The 19534-nt window shown below is 63.1% G+C and carries 18 protein-coding genes; 5 read left to right on the top strand and 13 right to left on the bottom strand.

Annotated features, from left to right (window positions below; all coding sequences use genetic code 11):
• Position 1 precedes the first annotated feature (1 nt).
• Together ACNAOT_RS03230 and ACNAOT_RS03225 are read right to left on the bottom strand one after the other, a co-directional pair.
• A complete protein-coding gene (locus ACNAOT_RS03230; RefSeq protein WP_420180005.1) occupies positions 2-1462 on the bottom strand; it encodes an MFS transporter in 1461 nt (486 codons plus the stop codon).
• Positions 1459-2181: a TetR/AcrR family transcriptional regulator C-terminal domain-containing protein gene (locus ACNAOT_RS03225; protein WP_420180004.1), complete on the bottom strand. Its 723-nt coding sequence runs from the start codon at positions 2179-2181 to the stop codon at positions 1459-1461. Before ACNAOT_RS03225 ends, ACNAOT_RS03230 begins: the two co-directional genes overlap by 4 nt.
• Positions 2182-2331: 150 nt before the next feature.
• Between ACNAOT_RS03225 and ACNAOT_RS03220 the strand changes: the two genes are divergently transcribed.
• Positions 2332-3060, top strand: coding sequence for a DUF2306 domain-containing protein (locus ACNAOT_RS03220; RefSeq protein WP_420180003.1), 729 nt, complete (start codon positions 2332-2334; stop codon positions 3058-3060).
• Here the strand turns inward: ACNAOT_RS03220 and ACNAOT_RS03215 are convergent.
• On the bottom strand, positions 3057-4346 hold the full coding sequence (locus ACNAOT_RS03215; RefSeq protein ID WP_091465064.1) for an adenylosuccinate synthase: 1290 nt from the start codon (positions 4344-4346) through the stop codon (positions 3057-3059). The genes ACNAOT_RS03220 and ACNAOT_RS03215 overlap by 4 nt on opposite strands.
• Before the next feature lie 389 nt (positions 4347-4735).
• Between ACNAOT_RS03215 and ACNAOT_RS03210 the strand changes: the two genes are divergently transcribed.
• Positions 4736-5368 carry a uracil-DNA glycosylase gene (locus tag ACNAOT_RS03210; RefSeq protein WP_402936752.1) on the top strand — a complete coding sequence of 211 codons (633 nt, stop codon included), beginning with the start codon at positions 4736-4738 and terminating at the stop codon, positions 5366-5368.
• Positions 5369-5519: 151 nt separating this feature from the next.
• Here the strand turns inward: ACNAOT_RS03210 and ACNAOT_RS03205 are convergent, their stop codons facing one another.
• On the bottom strand, positions 5520-6527 hold the full coding sequence (locus ACNAOT_RS03205; RefSeq protein WP_420180002.1) for an ABC transporter substrate-binding protein: 1008 nt from the start codon (positions 6525-6527) through the stop codon (positions 5520-5522).
• 133 nt (positions 6528-6660) lie between these two features.
• On the opposite strand from ACNAOT_RS03205, the gene ACNAOT_RS03200 reads away from it, so the two are divergent.
• Genes ACNAOT_RS03200 through ACNAOT_RS03190 form a run of 3 tightly spaced genes read left to right on the top strand, consistent with a single transcriptional unit; the run spans position 6661 to position 9622 of the window.
• Positions 6661-7752, top strand: coding sequence for an iron chelate uptake ABC transporter family permease subunit (locus tag ACNAOT_RS03200; protein WP_420181111.1), 1092 nt, complete (start codon positions 6661-6663; stop codon positions 7750-7752).
• Positions 7749-8813 (top strand): iron-enterobactin ABC transporter permease, encoded by a 1065-nt coding sequence (fepG, locus tag ACNAOT_RS03195; protein ID WP_420180001.1) that lies wholly within the window; start codon positions 7749-7751, stop codon positions 8811-8813. The genes ACNAOT_RS03200 and fepG overlap by 4 nt, the downstream gene beginning before the upstream one ends.
• The gene (locus ACNAOT_RS03190; protein ID WP_420180000.1) at positions 8810-9622 is read left to right on the top strand and encodes an ABC transporter ATP-binding protein; all 813 of its coding nucleotides are present in this window, start codon (positions 8810-8812) and stop codon (positions 9620-9622) included. The genes fepG and ACNAOT_RS03190 overlap by 4 nt, the downstream gene beginning before the upstream one ends.
• A 118-nt stretch (positions 9623-9740) precedes the next feature.
• Here the strand turns inward: ACNAOT_RS03190 and ACNAOT_RS03185 are convergent, their stop codons facing one another.
• From ACNAOT_RS03185 to ACNAOT_RS03145, 9 genes are all read right to left on the bottom strand, one after another.
• On the bottom strand, positions 9741-10163 hold the full coding sequence (locus ACNAOT_RS03185) for a DUF3151 domain-containing protein (RefSeq protein WP_420179999.1): 423 nt from the start codon (positions 10161-10163) through the stop codon (positions 9741-9743).
• Positions 10163-11182: a class II fructose-bisphosphate aldolase gene (fbaA, locus tag ACNAOT_RS03180; RefSeq protein ID WP_420179998.1), complete on the bottom strand. Its 1020-nt coding sequence runs from the start codon at positions 11180-11182 to the stop codon at positions 10163-10165. Before fbaA ends, ACNAOT_RS03185 begins: the two co-directional genes overlap by 1 nt.
• A gap of 190 nt (positions 11183-11372) precedes the next feature.
• Entirely contained in the window at positions 11373-12299 is a 927-nt protein-coding gene (locus ACNAOT_RS03175; RefSeq protein WP_420179997.1) for an endonuclease domain-containing protein, read from the bottom strand.
• A gap of 137 nt (positions 12300-12436) precedes the next feature.
• The gene (locus ACNAOT_RS03170) at positions 12437-13663 is read right to left on the bottom strand and encodes a lipase family protein (protein ID WP_420179996.1); all 1227 of its coding nucleotides are present in this window, start codon (positions 13661-13663) and stop codon (positions 12437-12439) included.
• Positions 13664-13850: 187 nt separating this feature from the next.
• The gene (locus ACNAOT_RS03165; protein WP_420179995.1) at positions 13851-14537 is read right to left on the bottom strand and encodes a TrmH family RNA methyltransferase; all 687 of its coding nucleotides are present in this window, start codon (positions 14535-14537) and stop codon (positions 13851-13853) included.
• Positions 14538-14590: 53 nt separating this feature from the next.
• Positions 14591-15736, bottom strand: a complete 1146-nt coding sequence (locus ACNAOT_RS03160; RefSeq protein WP_420179994.1) for a hypothetical protein — start codon at positions 15734-15736, stop codon at positions 14591-14593.
• A 234-nt stretch (positions 15737-15970) separates the two neighbouring features.
• On the bottom strand, positions 15971-18190 hold the full coding sequence (locus ACNAOT_RS03155; RefSeq protein WP_420179993.1) for an FtsX-like permease family protein: 2220 nt from the start codon (positions 18188-18190) through the stop codon (positions 15971-15973).
• A complete protein-coding gene (locus tag ACNAOT_RS03150) occupies positions 18187-18900 on the bottom strand; it encodes an ABC transporter ATP-binding protein (protein ID WP_179017902.1) in 714 nt (237 codons plus the stop codon). Before ACNAOT_RS03150 ends, ACNAOT_RS03155 begins: the two co-directional genes overlap by 4 nt.
• Positions 18897-19424, bottom strand: a complete 528-nt coding sequence (locus tag ACNAOT_RS03145; protein ID WP_178996665.1) for a PadR family transcriptional regulator — start codon at positions 19422-19424, stop codon at positions 18897-18899. The genes ACNAOT_RS03150 and ACNAOT_RS03145 overlap by 4 nt, the downstream gene beginning before the upstream one ends.
• Between the last annotated feature and the right edge of the window lie 110 nt (positions 19425-19534).

Here is a 19534-nt window from a genome sequence, read left to right as displayed (position 1 = left end):
ACTAGTCGTTGGCAGGTTCCGAGCTGGGCTTCTGAGCCCGTTCTTTGTTCCTGTGCGTTCCGTCGTCGGCGGGCATCACCAGGACCGCCACAACAGTAAGTACTGCGCTGACGAGCACAGCCAGGAAGACGGCAGTGGACGCGTGCACGGTAGTTTGCGGATCGGGACCGCCGCCGGGACCGCCGGCGTAGATAGCGTTGGCAATGGCACCGAAAACGGCCACGCCGATGGAGCTGCCGATTGAACGCGCAAAGAGGTTGGTGCCCGTGACTACGCCGCGTTCATTCCATTCGACGCTGGTTTGCGCGGCAATAAGGCTAGGCGTCGCGACCAGCCCCAGTCCGAGCCCGACGACGAAGCAAGCCATTGCCACCAGCAGAATGTTGGGCGTCGAGGCAGTAAGGGCAAGGATGGCCGCGCCGATCACCGTAATCACGATGCCGATAATGGCCGTGTTTTTGAAGCCGATTCGGAGGTACAACCGGCCGGCTTGCGACGCGCTGATGGGCCAGCCAATGGTCAACGCCGCCAAGGCGAGCCCGGCCAGAAGGGGCGAGGTTTTAAGGGACCCTTCCAGGAACGTCGGGACGTAGGTTGTGATGCCAAGCATGACCGCGCCTACACCGAAAGCGACCATCGCCGTCGTCGCCAGGAGCCGGCGGGAGACAACCCAGGGTGGCAGAACAGGCTCCGCCGCCCTCCTTTCCACCAAAAGAAACACAACGAACAGCAATGCCCCTCCGCCAAACACGGCGAAGCTGATCGGGGAATCCCAGGGCCAGGCTTGACCGCCCTGGAGGGCCCCGAGGATGAGCAGGCTCAAAGAAATCGTCAGCAGTCCGGCTCCCGCGTAATCGATGCGGTGTTTGGTTCTCTCGACGTTCTCGTGGAAAGTTCGGAGGAGCATCCAGGCTGCGATCAGGCACAGCGGGATGTTGATGAGGAAGATCCACCGCCAGATTCCCAATGACGCGAAGACGCCTCCCAGTGTTGGTCCCACTACGGAAGAAACGGCCCACACGCTGGCCAGATATCCCTGGACTTTTGCCCGCTCTGCAAGGGTGTAAATGTCACCCGCAATCGTGATTGCAACAGGCTGGACTGCGCCCGCCCCGAGCCCCTGGAGCACTCGGAAGGCAATGAGCGCAGGCATGCTCCAAGCCAGCCCGCAGAGAATCGAGCCAAGCAGGAAAAGGCCAATGCCACCTAGGATGATTGGCTTGCGGCCCACGACGTCTGAGAGCTTGGCGTAAACAGGGACGGAGACGGCCTGTGCCAGCAGGTAGGCGGAAAAGAGCCAAGGGAACGAGGCGAAGCCGCCTATGTCCTCCACGATGGACGGCACTGCCGTGGCAACAATGGTGGCATCTATCGCCACCAAGCCCGTTGCGAGCATCAGCGCTATCAGTATGGGCCCTCGCCGGGAACGGAACCCGACTCCTTCGTCAGTCGCTGTGCTCATTTGCCCTTGCCCCCGCCGGATGTCCAGTTCTGCTGATGGAGTCGTTCGAAGCCGTCCAGGAGGAGGTCCAGGGCGAACTCGAACTCGAATTGGTCGTCGCAGCCGTTCCCTACCACGGAACCGTCGTCATGCGCTGCCGCGGCAGCAATCTTGAAGAGATGGGGAAAGTTCTCGGCCATCTGCTGGGCCATGGCGGCCCGGGCTTCCGCCGGCACCTGTGCATGCTGGTTCCTAGCCCCCGCAGAGTCATCGAAGACCTCCTGGGTAAAACCCCACATTCGGCTTCCCATGGCATGCATGACATGGTGCGTGAGATCCACCGAAAATCCGCCCGCCAAGAACATCCCAGCGAAGCCGTCCATATACCCCAGGACTGCGGGGGTTACGTTCGTGCGGGTCTCGATCACAGGGCGGGCCCAGGGATGCCGCAGAAGCACCTGTCTGGCCGAGAGGACCCGGAACCGGACAGCGGACTTCCACGGAGCGTCCGGGACAGGCGGGCCGATCTCGCCAACAATGGTGTCCACCATGCCGCCGAGGAGTTCTTCTTTGTTGGCAACGTGCTTGTACAGCGCCATCGGAACAACGCCTAGTTCCTGTGCGAGGCGACGCATGCTGAGCGACTCGATACCCACCTCGTCCGCGAGAACGACTGCGGCGCTTAGGACGCGGTCACGGTTCAGCGGTATGCGCCGGGCTGCCTCGGCTAGCAGGGTCATATGACTTCCTTCCGAACTAAGCCAAGGACGGGTACAGCCTTGACAGGTATACAGCGTACACCTAGTGTTTGGATGGTAAAGGTGTACACCGTACACCTAGCGGTCTCCACCCATCACCTTCCGTTATCCATCCAGAACGCAGGCAGAGTCATGACATCCAAAAACACCCCGCAGATCCGGAACCGCCGCACACAATGGGCCGTGCCAGTGGCCCTGATCGTCCTCAGCCTCATCCCGGTGATTGCCGGCGCTGCGCGACTCACCGAACTGACGGGCGGCGCAAACGTCACTCCGCAGAACGCCCGGTTCTTCGCTTCACCCATCCCGGTGATAACGCACATCGTCACAGTCACGGTGTACAGCCTTCTGGGAGCCTTTCAGTTCGCACCCACGCTTCGACGTGTTTCCCCACCTCGACGCGGCAGGCAATCGTGGCACCAAATGTCCGGACGCATCCTGGTGCCGGCGGGCCTGCTCGCTGGCTTGTCCGGCCTATGGATGTCGATGTTCTACGCCCTACCGGAAGGTGATGGCGAAGCCCTTCTGGTTCTTCGGCTGATCTTTGGTTCCGCCATGGTTGCGAGCATCATCATGGGGCTGTTCGCCATCCGACGGCGCGACTACGCCACCCACGGCGCGTGGATGACGCGTGCATACGCCATCGCACTGGGCGCGGGAACGCAGGCCTTCGTGTTCCTGTCCTGGATGCTGGTTGCAGGTCCCACCGACGAGGCAACAAGGGCAGTGCTCATGGGAGCATCCTGGGTCATCAATCTGGCGGTGGCCGAGTACTTCATCCAACGACGACGGCGGTCCACCGGTCGGTTCCATGAGGAACCTCGGGTGACCCGCCGTCGTCGTGAATTTAGTAGTACTTAGTCGTTGATCAGGTCGTGAACAACAATGGTCTGGTCGCGGTCCGGGCCGACGCCGATGGCCGAGAAGCGTGTGCCGGAGAGCTTTTCGAGGGCCAGCACGTAGTTGCGCGCGTTCTGCGGGAGGTCTTCCAGGGTGCGGGCCCCAGTGATGTCCTCGGTCCAGCCGTCGAAGTACTCGAAGATGGGCACCGCGTGGTGGAACTCGGTCTGCGTCATGGGCATTTCATCGTGGCGCACGCCGTCAACGTCGTAGGCAACGCAGACGGGGATCTGCTCGATGCCCGTGAGGACGTCCAGCTTGGTGACGAAGTAGTCCGTGAAGCCGTTGACCCGGGAAGCATGGCGGGCCAGGACGGCGTCGTACCAACCACAGCGGCGGGGGCGGCCGGTGTTCACACCGAACTCGCCGCCGGTTTTCTGCAGGTAAACGCCCATCTCGTCGAACAGTTCCGTGGGGAACGGGCCTGCGCCAACACGCGTGGTGTAGGCCTTGATGATGCCAATGGACCGCGAAATGCGGGTGGGGCCAATGCCGGAGCCAACAGACGCGCCGCCGGCTGTGGGGTTGGACGAGGTGACGAACGGGTAGGTGCCGTGGTCGACGTCCAGGAACGTTGCCTGGCCGCCTTCCATGAGCACAACCTTGCCCTCGTCCAAGGCGTTGTTGAGGACCAGTGTGCTGTCGATGACCAGCGGGCGCAGGCGCTCGGCGAAGGACAGGAAGTATTCCACGATCTCGTCCACCACGATGTCGCGGCGGTTGTAGACCTTTACCAGCAGTTCATTCTTCTGGCGCAGCGACCCTTCCACCTTCTGGCGGAGGATGGATTCGTCGAAGACATCCTGGACGCGGATGCCCAAGCGGGCCACCTTGTCCATGTACGCGGGTCCAATGCCGCGGCCCGTGGTTCCGATGGCCCGGCTGCCAAGGAAGCGCTCGGTCACCTTGTCCAGGACCTGATGGTACGGAGCAACGAGGTGGGCGTTGGCCGAGACCCGCAGGCGGGACGTGTCCGCACCTCGGGCTTCAAGGCCTTCGATTTCCTGGAAGAGGGCCTCCAGGTTCACCACGCAGCCGTTGCCGATAATAGGTATTGCGTTGGGGCTCAGGATGCCCGCGGGAAGGAGCTTCAGCTCATACTTCTCACCGCCAACAACCACGGTGTGCCCGGCGTTGTTACCGCCGTTGGGCTTAACCACGTAGTCAACGCGGCCACCGAGCAGATCGGTTGCTTTGCCTTTGCCTTCGTCGCCCCACTGGGCTCCGACGATCACGATAGCGGGCATGGGATCCTCCCCCATTCTTTCGGGCCCGGACCCAGCCGGATGACCAGGACGAGACGCCGTACATGAGAATGCCCCGACGTAGCTGGTGCAGCCTGCCACAAGGCACGGCATACGCAAGAGTTTCGGGGCTCTTACCAGCCAAGTTTAGCCGATGACAACGGTTTGTCTGGTGTTTGGCCGCTGTAAGCCGCTTGCCGCCGTCGAGACTCCCGCCACGTTCCGGGGCAACACGCCGTGTCGCATTCGGGGGCGCGCCGAAGCGGCACCCGTTCACCCCCATAGTCCGGTAAGGTTAGTTAGCCCCCAACAGCACCCTTTGAGGTTTGGCTGCGGCATGCCCGCGGCACCTTGGAACGGTGCGCTGTAACACCTAGGAGACCTAACCCCTGATGCAAGAACTGGCGACTGAATCACCTGAAGAAATCCTCTGGAACCGCCGCTACGAACCGCACATCGCCGAGGTCAACGAGCTGTGCGACTCCATCAAGGAGCAGAAGCCGGGCAGCGAGGTCCTTTACATCGACCCCGCCCACAGCATGGATGACTGCCGCATCGTCAGCCTTTTCTCCAATCAGCGCACCAACACCGGCGAAGGTTTCATCACCCCGGGTGACGAGGAAGCCAACACCCGCATGCTCGGCATGCAGTGGCAGCTGGGCCTGCGTCCGGAGCTCATGATGCCGTGGAACGCGTACCCGTGGATCGAGCCCAGCGAGGAACCGGGCAAGCTCACGCCGGCCAACATCACTGAGGGCCTCAAGCCGCTCCTGCGTCTCCTGCAGCTCCTGCCGCGTACGTCCGCCCTGGTGGCACACGGCAACGAGGCACACCGCCTGGCCGATCAGCTCATGAAGGCTGCACCGGCCAGCATCGCCCGCCGCGGCTTTAAGACCTTCAAGGTCCGTTCACTGGGTGGCCGTTCCTTCGCCGGTACCCCGGCCCGCCAGCAGGAATACCTGGATGCCATCCACGGCGCCTACGCCGAGGCAATGGCTCGCACGGGCATTCCGCGCAAGGCCTAGCCGTACCCAACTGAGTCGCATTTGTGCGCGTTTTGAGCGCTCAAAACGCGCACAAATGCGACCTACTTGGGCGAATTAACAACGACGGCGGCCCCCACCTTTTGGTGAGGGCCGCCGTCGTCGTTGGGGTGCTTGTGTTGATCTGGAGGCCTTAGCCGACCAGCATGCTGCGGAGATCCTTCAGGATCAGCTGGGCGCCCGTGGGGCCGAGGCCGAGGAACCAGACGTCGTCGCTGACTGACTTTGCCTGGCCGGCTTTGACTGCGCCAAGCTTGGGCCAGACTGCGCCTTCAACCACGGAGGTTTCACCTGTTGCTGCGGGATCGCCGTAGCTGCTGTAGAAGATCCAGTCCGCGTCGCCTTGTTCGATGTTCTCGGCCGAAATCTCGGCAGCGAGTTCATCAATGTTCTGGTTCTCGGGACGGGCAAGGCCCGCGTCCTTCAGGATGACGCCGATCAACGACTTGTTCGCATACAGGCGGATCTTGCCCGGCAGGAAGCGGACCAGGGAAATCTTGGGATCGCCCTTCACGTCTGCCTTGAGGGCATCCGCTTCGGCCTGGTAATCGTTGAGCGCCTTGACGGCCTTGTCCTCTTCGCCCAGGGATTTGCCCACCAGGAGGAAGTTTTCTTTCCACGGGAAGCCGGGGCGGATGCTGAAGACCGTGGGAGCGATGGCGGACAGCTGCTTGTACAGCTTGTCGGCGCGGAGCTGGCTGCCCAGGATGAGGTCCGGCTTGAGAGCTGCGATTGCTTCAAGGTTGAGGTCCTGGATGGTCCCTACGGAAGCCACATCCTTGACCTTGTCAGCCAGGTAAGTGGGGACAGGGTTGGCGCCTTCAGTGGTGGCCATGCCCACCGGCGTGATGCCGAGGGTCACGACGTCGTCCAACTCGCCGGTGTCGAGGACCACAACGCGGGTGGGCTTCTTCTCCAGGGTGGTCTCGCCATTGGCGTGCTTCAGGGTCCGCGGGAAAACGCCGGGGGCAGCGTCCGTGCCCAGCTTGGCCGTTTCCTGGTCCGCGGTGGTGAACTTGGAACCGCCCGTGGCAACATCGGCGTTGCCGGCAGCCGAACCTGACCCGCCACTGGCGCCGCAGCCCGCAATGAGGCCGGCCACCAAGGCGACTCCTGCCACCTTCATAGCGAGCTTACGCATGCGGGACGCCTTACGCGGCTGCACTTCAAAATCGTCATTTTTCACTGGGTAAGGCTAACCTAATTAAGACACACATTCGTGACGTTGTGACGACAGTCACGGAATGGCCGTCATATTGCTGCCCCTCTTCGAAATGGTCCCCTGCTGTGTCCCCATCGACGGCGTTATGTCCCAAGTAGCCGCTCCCGCCCGTCCGGCTGCAACCGCAGTTGCCAGTTCCGGCGTCGTCAATAAATCACGCTGGCGGATCCTCTTTCTCGCCTTCGCGGCAGCAGTTCTTCTGGGCGCGGCGATCCTCAGTCTCGGTGTGGGAGCAAAATTCATTCCTGCGACAACGGTCCTTGAAGCGTTCATCAATCCCCAGGACACGGCGGATCATGCGATCATCCTTCAGAATCGGCTGCCGCGTACATTGATGGGCATCGCCGTCGGCATTTCCCTTGGCGTGGCCGGCGCGCTCATTCAGGCGATCACACGGAATCCATTGGCTGATCCGGGCATCCTGGGCGTCAATGCCGGAGCTTCGTTTGCCATTGTGATTGCCATCGGCGTCTTCGGGATCGGATCCCTCAGCGGCTACATTTGGTTCGCGTTTGCCGGGGCAATCCTGACCACCGCAGCGGTCTACCTGATCGGCACCTCCGGCAGGAACGTGGTGAATCCCGTCAGGCTGACCCTCGCCGGTGTTGCCCTGGGCGCGGTCCTCACGGGTATCGGCTCGGGACTCACCCTCCTGAACCCCAAGGCTTTCGACCACTTGCGCTCGTGGAGCATCGGCTCCCTGGACACCCGGAGCATGGAGTCGGTCATGACCGTGGCGCCGTTCATGGTGGTGGGATTGATCATCGCCCTGTTCTGCGTTGGCGGTCTCAACGCCGTGGCACTGGGCGACGACCTCGCCACCTCCCTCGGCGCCAACGTCAACCGCACCCGGATCCTGGGCGTCGTGGCCATCACCCTCCTCAGCGGAGCAGCGACCGCCGGAGCAGGTGCGATCGGCTTTGTGGGGCTCATGATTCCGCACGTAGCCCGGTGGATCGTTGGCCCGGACCAGCGCTGGATCCTGGCCACCACCGTGGTGCTCTCCCCCATCCTGCTCCTGGTGTCGGACGTGGTGGGCAGGGTCGCCGCGCCCGGCGAGCTTCAGGTGGGTGTTGTAACGGCTTTCATCGGTGCGCCGGTCCTTATCGCGTTGGCTCGCCGCCGGAAAGTGAGTGGGCTATGACGCGATTGGACCCAAGAAGCCGCCTGGATTTTGGCCGGCCCACAGCCCTGGTCCGTAACCGTTCGCTGAGCCTCCGGTTCGATGTCCGCAGCATCCTTGTCTGCATCCCTTTGATCCTCGCGGCCCTTACGGTAGCGATCGTGAGCCTGGCAACCGGCGACTATGACGTAACCGTGCAGCAAGTCCTGCAAGCCTTCACGGGCGACGCCCCTGGGCTGGCCCAAACCATCGTCATGGAATGGCGGCTCCCCCGCGTTCTTTCGGCACTTGTGTTCGGCGCGGCCTTGGGAATGAGCGGCGGGATCTTCCAATCCATGACCCGAAACCCACTGGGCAGCCCGGACATTATCGGATTCAATACCGGCGCCTACACTGGTGCGCTTATTGTGATGCTGACTGTTGGAGGCGGTTACCTTGGCATTGCAGCGGGTGCCCTCGTCGGCGGTATCCTCACTGCCCTGGCCGTCTATTTGCTGGCTTACCGGCGCGGCTCCCAGGGCTTCCGACTTATCATCGTGGGCATCGGCATCAGCGCCATGCTCGCCGCGTTCAACCACTGGCTGATCCTGCAGGCCGAGCTTGAGGCCGCCCTGGCTGCAGCTGTCTGGGGTGCCGGGTCCCTCAACGGCATTACGTGGGAGCAAGCGGCGCCTGCCGCCGTCGTGGTTGTTGTGGTTGGCTTGGCCACGCTGGCAGCGGCGCGCCGGATGCAACTCCTGGAAATGGGCGACGACGCCGCCCGCGCCTTGGGCGTCCGGGCGGAACCCACCCGTTTGCTGCTACTGATCCTGGGCGTGGCGTTGACTGCAGCCGTCACCGCGGTTGCAGGTCCCATCGCGTTCGTGGCCCTGGCCGCGCCCCAACTTGCCCGTCGTCTTACCCGAAGTGCCGGTATCACTCTGGTGCCATCCGCCGTGATGGGCGCCTTCCTCTTGGTGGCCAGCGACCTCGCAGCCCAGCGCTTGTTCACCCCGATCCAGCTGCCCGTGGGCGTTGTGACGGTGTGTATCGGCGGCATCTACCTCGTCTGGCTGCTGGCCAGGGAAGCAAGGAAATCATGAGCCTCACCTCTGTTGCGCCGCAGCTCCACGCCGAAGCACTGACCATCGGCTATGAGCAGCGCATCATTTCCGAAAACCTCAATGTGTGCATCCCCGAGGGGCAGTTCACCGTAATCGTCGGGCCCAACGCCTGCGGCAAATCCACGCTGCTGCGCGCCCTCGCCCGGCTGATCAAACCCCGCAGCGGACAGGTCCTGCTCGACGGGAAATCCGTGACCTCACTGCCCGCGAAGGAACTTGCCCGCCGTCTCGGGCTCCTGCCGCAATCCTCCATCGCGCCCGACGGCATCACCGTTGCCGACCTCGTAGCCCGCGGCCGCTACCCCCACCAGAAGCTGCTGCGGCAGTGGTCTGTCTCCGATGAGATTGCGGTCGTCGAAGCGATGGAGGCCACCGGTGTCGCGTCCTTGTCCGGCCGATTGGTGGATGAACTGTCCGGCGGCCAGCGGCAGCGTGTGTGGGTTGCAATGGTCCTCGCCCAGCAGACGCCGCTTATGCTCCTGGACGAACCCACCACGTTCCTTGACATCGCCCACCAGATCGAGCTGCTGGAACTCTTCCGCGAGCTGAACCTGGACAAGGGCCACACCTTGGTTGCCGTGCTGCACGACCTCAACCACGCCAGCCGCTACGCTGACCACATCATCGCCATGAAGGACGGCGTGGTGGTGGCCGAAGGCGCTCCCGCGGACGTAATCACTGAATCCTTGGTGGAAGAAGTGTTCGGCATGGCCTGCCGGATCATCGACGACCCCGTGACCCACACACCACTGGTGGTTCCGTTGGGGCGCCCGCGGCTACCCAACTAGGTCGCAGCAGAGCGCGTTTTGAGCGGTCAAAACGCGCTCTGCTGCTACTTACTTGGGTTAACGACGACGGCGACCCTCGCCTTTCGGTGAGGGTCGCCGTCGTCGTTTGCTTGAGTACCTAACGGGTTTCGAGCGCTGCCTTGGCCTTGGGGTCCGAGTCGTTCAGGAACTTCTCGATCCGCTCCGGCTCTTCAGCCTCGCCGATTGCAGAAGCGGCGCGACCCAAAGCGTAGAGCGCCCGAAGGAAGCCCTGGTTGGGCTCGTGCTCCCACGGGATGGGTCCGACGCCGCGCCAACCGTTGCGGCGCAGGGAATCCAGGCCTCGGTGGTAGCCGACACGGGCGTAGGCGTAGGACTCAATGGTCCGGCCCTCCGCCCAGGCTTCCTCCGCGAGGATGGCCCACAGAAGAGACGACGTGGGGTTCTTCGCCACCAGGTCCAGCGCTTCGTTGCCGAGTGCCAGGTGCTGGTAGATCTCGGTTTCGGCGGGCAGGAGCGTGGGCTCCGGCCCCATCAGGTTCTTCCGGAATTCGTCGGACATTAGAAGGTCTTGCCAACCGATCCGAGCTGCTGGGCGGCTTCGACGATGCGCGCGGCCATGCCGGCTTCGGCGGCAGCGCCCCAGACGCGGGGGTCGTAGGTCTTCTTGTTGCCCATTTCGCCGTCGATCTTCAGGACGCCGTCGTAGTTGGCAAGCATGTGGCCGGCTACCGGGCGAGTGAAGGCGTACTGGGTGTCGGTGTCGATGTTCATCTTGATGACGCCGTAGGAAACGGCGTCAGCGATTTCCTGCTCCGTGGAGCCCGAACCGCCGTGGAACACCAGGTCAAACGGGTTTTCCTTGCCGATCTTGGCGCCAACCTCGGACTGGATCTGCTTGAGCAGTTCCGGGCGGAGCTTCACGTTGCCCGGCTTGTACACGCCGTGCACGTTGCCGAAGGTCAGCGCGGTGAGGTAGCGGCCGTTTTCGCCGGCTCCGAGCGCCTCGATGGTGGCGAGGGCGTCTTCGGTGGTGGTGTAGAGCTTCTCGTTGATTTCGTTCTCAACGCCGTCTTCTTCGCCACCGACAGTGCCGATTTCAACTTCGAGGATGATCTTGGCAGCTGCGGCGCGTTCCAGCAGCTCGCGGCCGATGCGCAGGTTCTCGGAGAGGGCTTCGTGCGAGCCGTCCCACATGTGCGAGTTGAAGATCGGGTCATTGCCGGCCTTCACGGCTTCCTCGGAAGCGGCCAGCAGCGGGAGGACGAAGTCCGCCAGCTTGTCCTGCGGGCAGTGGTCCGTGTGGAGGGCGATGTTGACGTTGTAGTTCTTGGCTACTTCGCGGGCGAACGCGGCGAAGCCGAGGGAACCGGCAACCATGTCCTTAACCGACGCGCCGGACCAGTAGGCTGCGCCACCGGTGGAAACCTGGATGATGCCGTCGGATTCGGCCTCGGCGAAACCGCGGATCGCAGCGTTCAGAGTCTGCGACGACGTCACGTTGACCGCGGGGAAAGCGAATCCGCCAGCCTTTGCGCGGTCGATCATCTCGGAGTAAATCTCTGGGGTTGCAATGGGCATGGTGACTCCTATGCTGAATTCGTCTGTGGGTTGGTAACCCTGGAGTAGACCGCTTACGGCTTGCACCCATCCTAGCGATATCCGCCGGGAGGCCGTGTTTCGGGTCACTGGTGGTTCTTAACACTTCCGCCGAGTTGGCATTTAACCCCCATGTTGCGGCCGAGCATTGGGTTTAAGTGCCACCTCGGCGCTACTTCCATCCGCGGCTTTGGAGCGCCCGGCGGACTTTATGAACGACGGCGGGTCTCTCACCTTCGAGGTCGTGCTTGGAGATCCGGACTTCAAGCCAGCCATAGGCCAGGGAGCGTTCCTGGCGTTCGATGTCCCTGAGGTGTTGTTCGGCGCCGCCATGGTGTTGGCCGTCGTACTGAAGCGAGACTTTCCACTCGAGGTACGCGGCGTCCGGCCACAGGACTGGCAGGCCGAGGTGATTGCGGACCACGTGGTTCAGTTCAGGTTCCGGCAGGTTCGCGTCGATCAAAGCCAACCGCATGTGAGTTTCCGGAGCCGAGTCGGCGCCGACCCGGATAAGTTCCAATGCTGCCCGTGCCGTGCGCACTCCGCGCATCCCAGGGTGGCGCCTCACGATCTCCCGTAACTCCTCGATGCTGCACAGCGCGTCCTTGGGCACAGGGAACTCGGCCCCGTGCGAGCACACCAGGGAATCACCGCCCGCGACCAGGTCCTCCAGCTTCAGCACGGAAGCCAAGTCCAGCCACGTCCGCGCGGGCGAGGTGAGCTTGACGCCGTCGTGCTCAGCGGTCTCCTCCGGCAGGAAGGTTAGGAGGTGTCCGGCCACGTTGACCCGCCGGGGAAAACTGAATCCCCGCCGCCGGGCCAGGTGAATCCGCCAATCGCCACTGACATAGCCGGGCAGCGGGACATTCCACAGCCGGGCAGCACTGAGCATGACAAGCACGGACGCATCATCCAGATCCGTGTAGGCGCGAAGGGCTGCCGCCCCCATGGCACCGGACAGGACCGGCACCCTCACACCGCGGGAAACTGTCACCAAATCCCTGGCAGCAGTGCGCTTGCGGGTCACACCGGCCTTATCCGATGCGCGCAAGGAAAACGAGCCCGTGGTCAGATGGTCCGGAAGGTTTGTCCTGCGCATTCCTCATTCTGGCTTGCCCACCAGACTCCACGCGGGGTTATCCACAGGTGCTACCGCCGCCCGCCCCGCGAGTTGGCAGATAACCCCCATGTTGGGCCCGGACATGGGGGTTATCTGCCAGTTCGGCGGGAGGTGAGTTACCCGTACAGCCAGCAGTTGCTCGCCGGGCTCCTGTCCGCAAAGCGACGCTCCAGGAACACGAAGGCCTGCGGGATCGCCGCCGCATACCCTCCAACGTGGGTAGCCCCGGCAGTGGTATCGAAGTACACAGACGAACCCGCCGCGCACCATCGCTTGGCCAACTGGCGGCCCTGATCGTAAGGAATGACATCGTCCAGGACGCTGTGGGAGAGCAGCACCGGAACCACGGGGGCACGCCCGTTGCCGATTTTCTGTTCCGCGATCACCGGCTTGACCTGCGGCAGGTCCAACAGTGAACTCAGCTTCTCCCCAGACACCGTGAGCTTAGTAGTGTCCAGAAAGCCGGTGGAGGCAATGGACTGCACAGTGCATTCCTCGTCCGTCGCGGCGATTTTCGCTTGGCCGGCAACACTAAGATATGGGCCAAGGTCCAGCCTCCCGGCAGCGCTCATGCCGGTCACCGCATAGAGAAGAAAGCCGGTGTACAGCCCGCCGTCGAGGTTGCGTCCCACTGAGGGAAGATCCGCGGGGACCGCACCGGCATAGGCGCCCTTGAGGTTCAGCTCCGGCGCGTACTGCGCCGCAAGTTCGACGGCAGCTGCCGACGCGCCACCGCCCTGGGAGTATCCAGCAAGGGCCACTGGTCCGCCGGCCACAAGCTGAGGGTTACCTAGTCGCTGGGCCGCACGGACGACGTCGAGCACTGCGTGTGCCTGCGATGCGCGAGCCATATATGTGTGGCTGCCCGCCGTGCCCAGCCCTTCATAATCCGTCACCGCAACGGAGTATCCCCGCGCCAGCAAACCGGCGATGAAGACGCCCTCGTACTCCTCGCCCGCAGCCATGGCCCGGGAGGGCGCGCACTGATCGCCCTGCCCTTGGGTTCCCACGGCATACCCCACCAGCGGACGAGCGCCCGCTCCTATCCAGGGCGTGGACGGAACCAGGACGGTGCCGGTCACTGCGACGGGAACACCGGCACTGTTCACGGATCGGTACATGACCCGCTGCACCGCGGCCTGCGCCCTGATGGTCTTAAGGGGATCGACGTAGAAGACCGACGGCTCAGTCCGGATCACGTCGCCGTTGGCGGGCGGAAGCGCGGTCGGGGCGGCGTAAAAGTCGGCGGGCTCCGGGGCCGCAGTGGCAGCCCCACCGCTGCCCGCCGCGAGCAGGAAAGCAAGGATGAAAGCGGAAGACAGTCGTAGAGAAGGATGCTTCATTGAACCTCCAGTAGTAGCCGTGCTCATCGTTGAGCACGGTTCACGCCAGATGTTACTTATGAGTAACATCCGGGCCTAGGGATTCAGCGAATATTTCTTGCCGCGAGATGGCACTTAACCCCCATGTTTTCCGAAAACATGGGGGTTAAGTGCCAACTCGGCGGGGCGGGGCCAACTCGGCGGGGGGCTAAGAGACGGGCTGCTGGAACACGTGCCGGCGGACCCAGGCGTGCATGGCGATGGCCGCCGCGGAGGCTGCATTCATGGACCGGGTGGAGCCGAACTGCTCAATGGAAAGCGTTGCGACGGCGGCATCGTGCACCTCCGGCGTCAGGCCGGGGCCCTCCTGGCCGAACACCAGCACGCAATTCTTGGGGAGGTCGTAGGTCTCCAGCGGCACGGAGTCCGGGAAGATATCGATGCCGATCACTGCCAGCCCCTCCTTCTCAGCCCACTGGACGAAGTCCTCAACGGTGGGGTGGTGGCGGACATGCTGGTAGCGGTCGGTGACCATGGCCCCGCGACGATTCCACCGCCGTCGACCAATGATGTGTACCTCTTTGGCGAGAAAGGCGTTGGCCGTCCGCACTACGGTCCCAATGTTGAGGTCGTGCTGCCAGTTCTCAATCGCGATGTGGAAGTCGTGCCGCTTGGAATCAAGGTCGGCCACGATCGCCTCGTGCTTCCAATAGCGATACTGGTCCACCACATTGCGGCGGTCACCATCCCTCAACAGGTCCGGGTCCCAGTGCTCGCCCACCGGCCACTCGCCCTCCCAAGGTCCGACGCCGACCTCAGGTTTCGCTTCCGCCTCACCTTCCGGTGTGGTTTCGGCAGGCGCGGGCAGGGCGTTATTGGGGGGAAGGTCAGTCACCCCTCAACTTTAGCCCTGCCCCGTTGCCTGCCTGAGCGCTGAGCTGAGCGCCGTCAGCCCATCTTCCACTTGTTGATGCGGTATGAGTTACCCAATTGCTCGAAGAGCCCGGGATTCGCATCCCAGTACGTTTTGTGGCCACTGACGCCGAGCATCTGCGGGGTTCCCCACGGCGTCACGGAGAACAGGTTCACGGCCTGAATCTCTTCGCCGCGGGCGTTGGTGCACGTGAATCCGATGACCACAGCCGCACCTCTGCGGAACTCACGGATTTCCGGCATGGTGGTCTTGAAGTCGGCTGTGCACTTGTGGCCCACCAGGTTCTGGGGCAGTTCGGTAGCGGTCATCCCCTTGTAGCGGGTTTCGATGTCCTTGATGGCCTTCTTGATCTCTGCCGGATCCTTGCCGAACTTGCCTTCCTCAGACTCTGCGAAGAAAGCGTAGGCGAGCGCAATTCCGTCACCGTCCGCCTCCAGAGTTCCCTGGGCCTTCTTCTGGATCTCTACACCGGTGGTGGGGTCCTTGGTGATGCCAAACGACTCGTCGTGGGTCCACTCGGCCAGGTATTGGAAGGAAGATTCACCCGTGACCCACTTGCTGAACAGCGGATCGCCATCAGCCGGTACATTGCTGGGTCCGGCCAACTCGTCCCACCCGGCGGGCAGGGGGATGGCGTCAGCGGGGATCTCAGAGGAAGCCGACGCCTCGCCGGAAGGTTCAGCAGACGGCTCGGCTGCGGCCTCTGACGCTTCTTCGGAGGACGTCACCGATGGCAGCGGAGTATCAACGGCTGTCGGCTTGGTCATCGATGGAATCAGCCATGTGAAGGTCACCACCAGCGCAATAATCACGACGACGGCCACACCACCCAGGATGAGGAACAGGGACTTCTTGTTGTGGTCGCCCGGGTTCTGGCCGGGGCCTCCGGGTCCGCCCGGCTGTCCCGGGTAGCCCGGCTGTCCCGGGTATCCCGGTTGACCGGGCTGCGCCTGGGGGTGGCGGTGGACGGTTTCGGCGTACTCGCCATCGGGATGCACCGGCTGGTTCGGGAAAGCCTGAGTCTGGGCCTCCGGCTGATAAATCGGCTGAGTCTGCCCCGGCTGGTACTGGCTGTACTGGTCCTTGCCAGTGTCGTATCGCGGCTGCGGAACACCGTCCGGGTTGTAGGGAGGCTGCGGCACTCCGTTGTTGTTGCTCATGACAGGCCCTTTCACATGCGGTGGACACCGGGATGTCTCTGGGGACACCTGGTGGACGATCCGGAACGAGGGGACCTGCTAACAATGCGGCGGCACATAAAAATTCACCATGTCGATCCCCCGACCCACGGTGGTGGCACGCCAGCGCCAACAAGCCCAGCGCCGCAACAAGCGTAATCGAGCAAGACGTGCGCAACGCAAGTCACGTCGTCGAACAGGTGGGGTTTTGCTGCCTTATTCAAACCGCGTGACGGTCATGGCCGTACTTCCCCGGACAAGGCCGAAGGTTGCCGCTACGGCACAGCAGGCCAGTACGAGGCTCAAGCCCAGGGCAGTAAAGTATCCGGGTTCCGGCCAGTCCACCTGATAGCTGTCGTCGATTGCGGTAACCATGAGCCAGGCCGTGAGGAATCCCAACCCTATGGAGAGCACCAGCACGCTGAGGAGCGGGACGGCTGCTTCCCGGGTGATGATCCGGCGCAGGACGAAGGGGGGCATGCCCATGAGCCGCATTAAGCCCAGGACTCTTTGCCGGTCCAGGATGGCCGAAGCCGTCCCGACCGCGAGTGAAAGCCCGGCAATGGCGACAGCCACGAACATGCCGAGATATGCCAGCACTGACAATCCGTGGATGAGGCGGCGGGATGATTGGAGCTGGAAATCCGAAGTGGAGGCGGCTGGGGTGGCAGTGATGCCCGAGCTGTCCAAGGCGGTCCGGGCGCGATCCATGGCTTCGGGCGTACCGTCGGTGCCGAGCACCATGACTACCGGCACCAGCCCCTCCATGGTTCCACTCGGCACCGGCGTCAGTTCCAGTGGCTGCGCTGTCCAGAAGTACAAAAACTCTCCATCCACGGCAACAGTCTCTGATGCGGGAATGTCCGTAAATCCCAAGCCCGGGGCATCCGCGGCACTGAAGAACAGCTCGGAACCGGAACCCCTTTCGGACAGCGCAGCGGGGCCATAGCCAACGATGGCACTCCGAATGCCCGCCAGTTCTTTGGCAGCCGTGGCGGCTCCGAGAACGGCCGCCGGGCTCTGTCCCGGACCAATTGCAGCGTGCAGGCTGGTGGGCTGAAGAAGTCCGGGCCGGGCCGCCGGCGCATCGGTGGACTGGATGACGCTTGATGCTCCAGCGAAGACGGAGACCACGAACACCGCGATGACCAATCCCGAGACGGAGCGGAAGGTCGCAACCGGGGTCCTTTGGATGCGGCTGGCGGCAATGACCGTCGCGGCGCTCCTGGCGTGACGGGCTCCAGCGCGGCTCACCATCCGGGTCAGCCAAGGGCCGATCGCCACGATGCCTGCGAGAACCATCAGGAAGCCACCCACCAGCAAGGGAGACTCAAGCCATGGCAGCCGAAATTCCAGGATGCGAATGAGGACCACTGCCGCAGCCATGCAGGCGAGCCCTAACAACAACGGCGCGGTGCGCCATGCTGTTGGTCTCTTCTCGTGGACCACCCTGCTCACGCCCAGTGGCCCGACGTCGGCCCGGGCTGTCCGGACTGCGGCCACCAGCGCGGAGGCTGCCACCACTACGGCCACCACCGTGACTGCCCCGAACCATCCGGTCCGAAGGTCCTCGACGAACATTCGCGTCCCGTTGACCGGTATCTGCGCGGTAGCGGGGCTCAGCAACGCTGCTGCCAGCACGCCTGCCATGGCGCCGATCAGGCTGGGGATGGCAATTTCGACGGCGGCAATGTGCGAGACCGTGCGTGGAGACGCACCAATGAGCCGCAAGGTAGCAAATCGTTCCCGTCGCTGCGCAGCACCCAATCCCGTGACAATGCTGATCAACAGCAGAACCGGGAAGAACACCGCAATAGCGCCGATGATCAGCACCGTGGTGTAGCCGGCCGCGCTGCCTCCATAGGGGTTGCTGGTGAAATTCGAGACGAGGGAAGCGGTTCCGCTGCCGCGGAGTTCGGCTTCCTTTGCGCCGGTGATGACCACCAACGAGTCCGGACCCGGCAGGGCAGAGTCACTAATCGTGCCGGCAAACTCGCCGAAACGATTCCCCAGTTGATCTCCGGGAGTTGACTCGATCAAGCGCTGTAGCTCCGGCGAAGCGAAGTAGCTACCAGGCTCCGGAGGGGTGCCAACTCCGGGAATTTTCACGGTGGCCGAGGGTAGGGCGGCAAAGTCACGGCGTTCAATGAGCTGGTCGCGGAAGATTTCCGTGCCTCGTGTTTTCATGAGCGCTGTTTCCGGCGTCAACGGAATGGGTTTGGCGAGCCCTGAGCCATCAGGCGCGTCCGAAAAAGCGGGCATCCCCTGTTCCCGTAGCCAGGCGCCACGGTCGTCGCGCCCTTGCAGCCCGTTGGCACCACCCCACAGCAACAGCAACAGACAAACCCCGACGGCGACACCTCCAGCAATTCCGGCAAGCCGGCCATAGGCGGAGCGACTGCCGATTACTGCGAGGCGAAACAGTCCCGCATTCACGCGGATACCCGGTATCCGGCACCCATGGCGCCATCCCGGACGATGACTTCCCGATCGGCATACGCGGCGGTTCGGGCATCATGGGTGATCATCACCACCGTTGTCCCGGAGTCACGGACGAGATCGAGCATCAGTGTCAGGACGTTCTCCGATGCGAGGGAATCGAGCGCACCCGTGGGCTCATCTGCGAACAACACGGCAGGCGAGGTAACCAATGCCCGGGCGACCGCGACGCGTTGGGCCTGGCCGCCTGAGAGCTCCCCGGGCAACTTGGAACCGAGACCGTCCAAGCCCAGCCGTTCCAGGAGATCCGCAGATTTGCGGAGTGCCTCGGGACGCCTGGCCCCGTGCAACAGGAGCGGAATGCTCACGTTGTCCACTGCTGAGAGCTCCGGTAGCAGCTGGCCGAACTGAAAAACGAACCCGAAATCAGTCAGCCGCAGCCGCGCCCTTTTCGGTTCCGGCAGGGCACTGATTGCCACAGGAGTTCGTCCGCCCGGGTGGTAGGTTACCGAACCGCCGTCGGGCTTAATGACTCCGGCCAGGCAGTGCAACAGAGTGGATTTTCCTGAGCCTGATGGCCCCATGACGGCGAGCACCTCGCCTGCCAGGACATCGAGATCGACACCCCTCAGTGCCTCAGTCCGGCCGAAGGAGTGGTGCAGGCCGCGGGCGCTGATGATGGGTGTTGCAGCGTGGTTGGTGATCATGCGCTCTGCAGCTCCTTCTTGAGTTGGGTGAGGCGTGCGCTGGTGAGGTCGATCCAGCGGAGGTCAGCTTCGATGTGGAACAGCCCGTGATCGCACATGAGGACGTGCAGCAGCCCGGCGTCTCTCTTCATCCGGGTCAGTTCACGCATGCGGGCCATGTGTTCGCTGCGCTGTACATCGAGAAGACGCTCAGCGTCGTCGTCGAGGAGCAAAGCGATGACTGTCTTGGCGAAGAGGTTGCTTTGCAGGGACTCTGAGGGAACGTCGGGGGTGAACAGCCACTCGCGAACCTTGGCCTTACCGGCAACAGTGATCTCGTATTTCTTGCGGTCCGGGCCACCGCCGGTTTCCTCCCCCAAGGCGCGGATCAATTCGTCGCGGACCATTCGGGCCAGCGTCGAGTACACCTGCCCGAACGCCAACGCCTTGCCGGCGCCGAAGTAGCGGTCATACGAGTGCTTGAGGTCGTAGCCATAGCTGGCCTCAAGATTCAGGAGACCCAGAAGGGTGAGTGAGTTGTTCACTCGTCCATCTATACACTGAGTTTATAGTGCTACGCCAGTAGGCGAAACAGGATGTCCCCCCGCCCGAATAATGAAAGACTGGGTGGCAGTGCATGAACAATCCCAGCCGG

The organism is Paenarthrobacter sp. TA1.8 (assembly GCF_048595705.1).
Taxonomy (GTDB): Bacteria; Actinomycetota; Actinomycetes; order Actinomycetales; family Micrococcaceae; genus Arthrobacter; species Arthrobacter nitroguajacolicus.
This window is presented reverse-complemented; position numbering and strand designations above follow the sequence as displayed.

Excerpts from the sequence above, each read along its gene's own strand:
- ACNAOT_RS03230 (WP_420180005.1), bottom strand. The coding sequence starts at position 1,462 with ATGAGCACAGCGACTGACGAAGGAGTCGGGTTCCGTTCCCGGCGAGGG.
- ACNAOT_RS03225 (WP_420180004.1), bottom strand. The coding sequence starts at position 2,181 with ATGACCCTGCTAGCCGAGGCAGCCCGGCGCATACCGCTGAACCGTGAC.
- ACNAOT_RS03220 (WP_420180003.1), top strand. The coding sequence starts at position 2,332 with ATGACATCCAAAAACACCCCGCAGATCCGGAACCGCCGCACACAATGG.
- ACNAOT_RS03215 (WP_091465064.1), bottom strand. The coding sequence starts at position 4,346 with ATGCCCGCTATCGTGATCGTCGGAGCCCAGTGGGGCGACGAAGGCAAA.
- ACNAOT_RS03210 (WP_402936752.1), top strand. The coding sequence starts at position 4,736 with ATGCAAGAACTGGCGACTGAATCACCTGAAGAAATCCTCTGGAACCGC.
- ACNAOT_RS03205 (WP_420180002.1), bottom strand. The coding sequence starts at position 6,527 with ATGCGTAAGCTCGCTATGAAGGTGGCAGGAGTCGCCTTGGTGGCCGGC.
- ACNAOT_RS03200 (WP_420181111.1), top strand. The coding sequence starts at position 6,661 with ATGGTCCCCTGCTGTGTCCCCATCGACGGCGTTATGTCCCAAGTAGCC.
- fepG (WP_420180001.1), top strand. The coding sequence starts at position 7,749 with ATGACGCGATTGGACCCAAGAAGCCGCCTGGATTTTGGCCGGCCCACA.
- ACNAOT_RS03190 (WP_420180000.1), top strand. The coding sequence starts at position 8,810 with ATGAGCCTCACCTCTGTTGCGCCGCAGCTCCACGCCGAAGCACTGACC.
- ACNAOT_RS03185 (WP_420179999.1), bottom strand. The coding sequence starts at position 10,163 with ATGTCCGACGAATTCCGGAAGAACCTGATGGGGCCGGAGCCCACGCTC.
- fbaA (WP_420179998.1), bottom strand. The coding sequence starts at position 11,182 with ATGCCCATTGCAACCCCAGAGATTTACTCCGAGATGATCGACCGCGCA.
- ACNAOT_RS03175 (WP_420179997.1), bottom strand. The coding sequence starts at position 12,299 with ATGCGCAGGACAAACCTTCCGGACCATCTGACCACGGGCTCGTTTTCC.
- ACNAOT_RS03170 (WP_420179996.1), bottom strand. The coding sequence starts at position 13,663 with ATGAAGCATCCTTCTCTACGACTGTCTTCCGCTTTCATCCTTGCTTTC.
- ACNAOT_RS03160 (WP_420179994.1), bottom strand. The coding sequence starts at position 15,736 with ATGAGCAACAACAACGGAGTGCCGCAGCCTCCCTACAACCCGGACGGT.
- ACNAOT_RS03150 (WP_179017902.1), bottom strand. The coding sequence starts at position 18,900 with ATGATCACCAACCACGCTGCAACACCCATCATCAGCGCCCGCGGCCTG.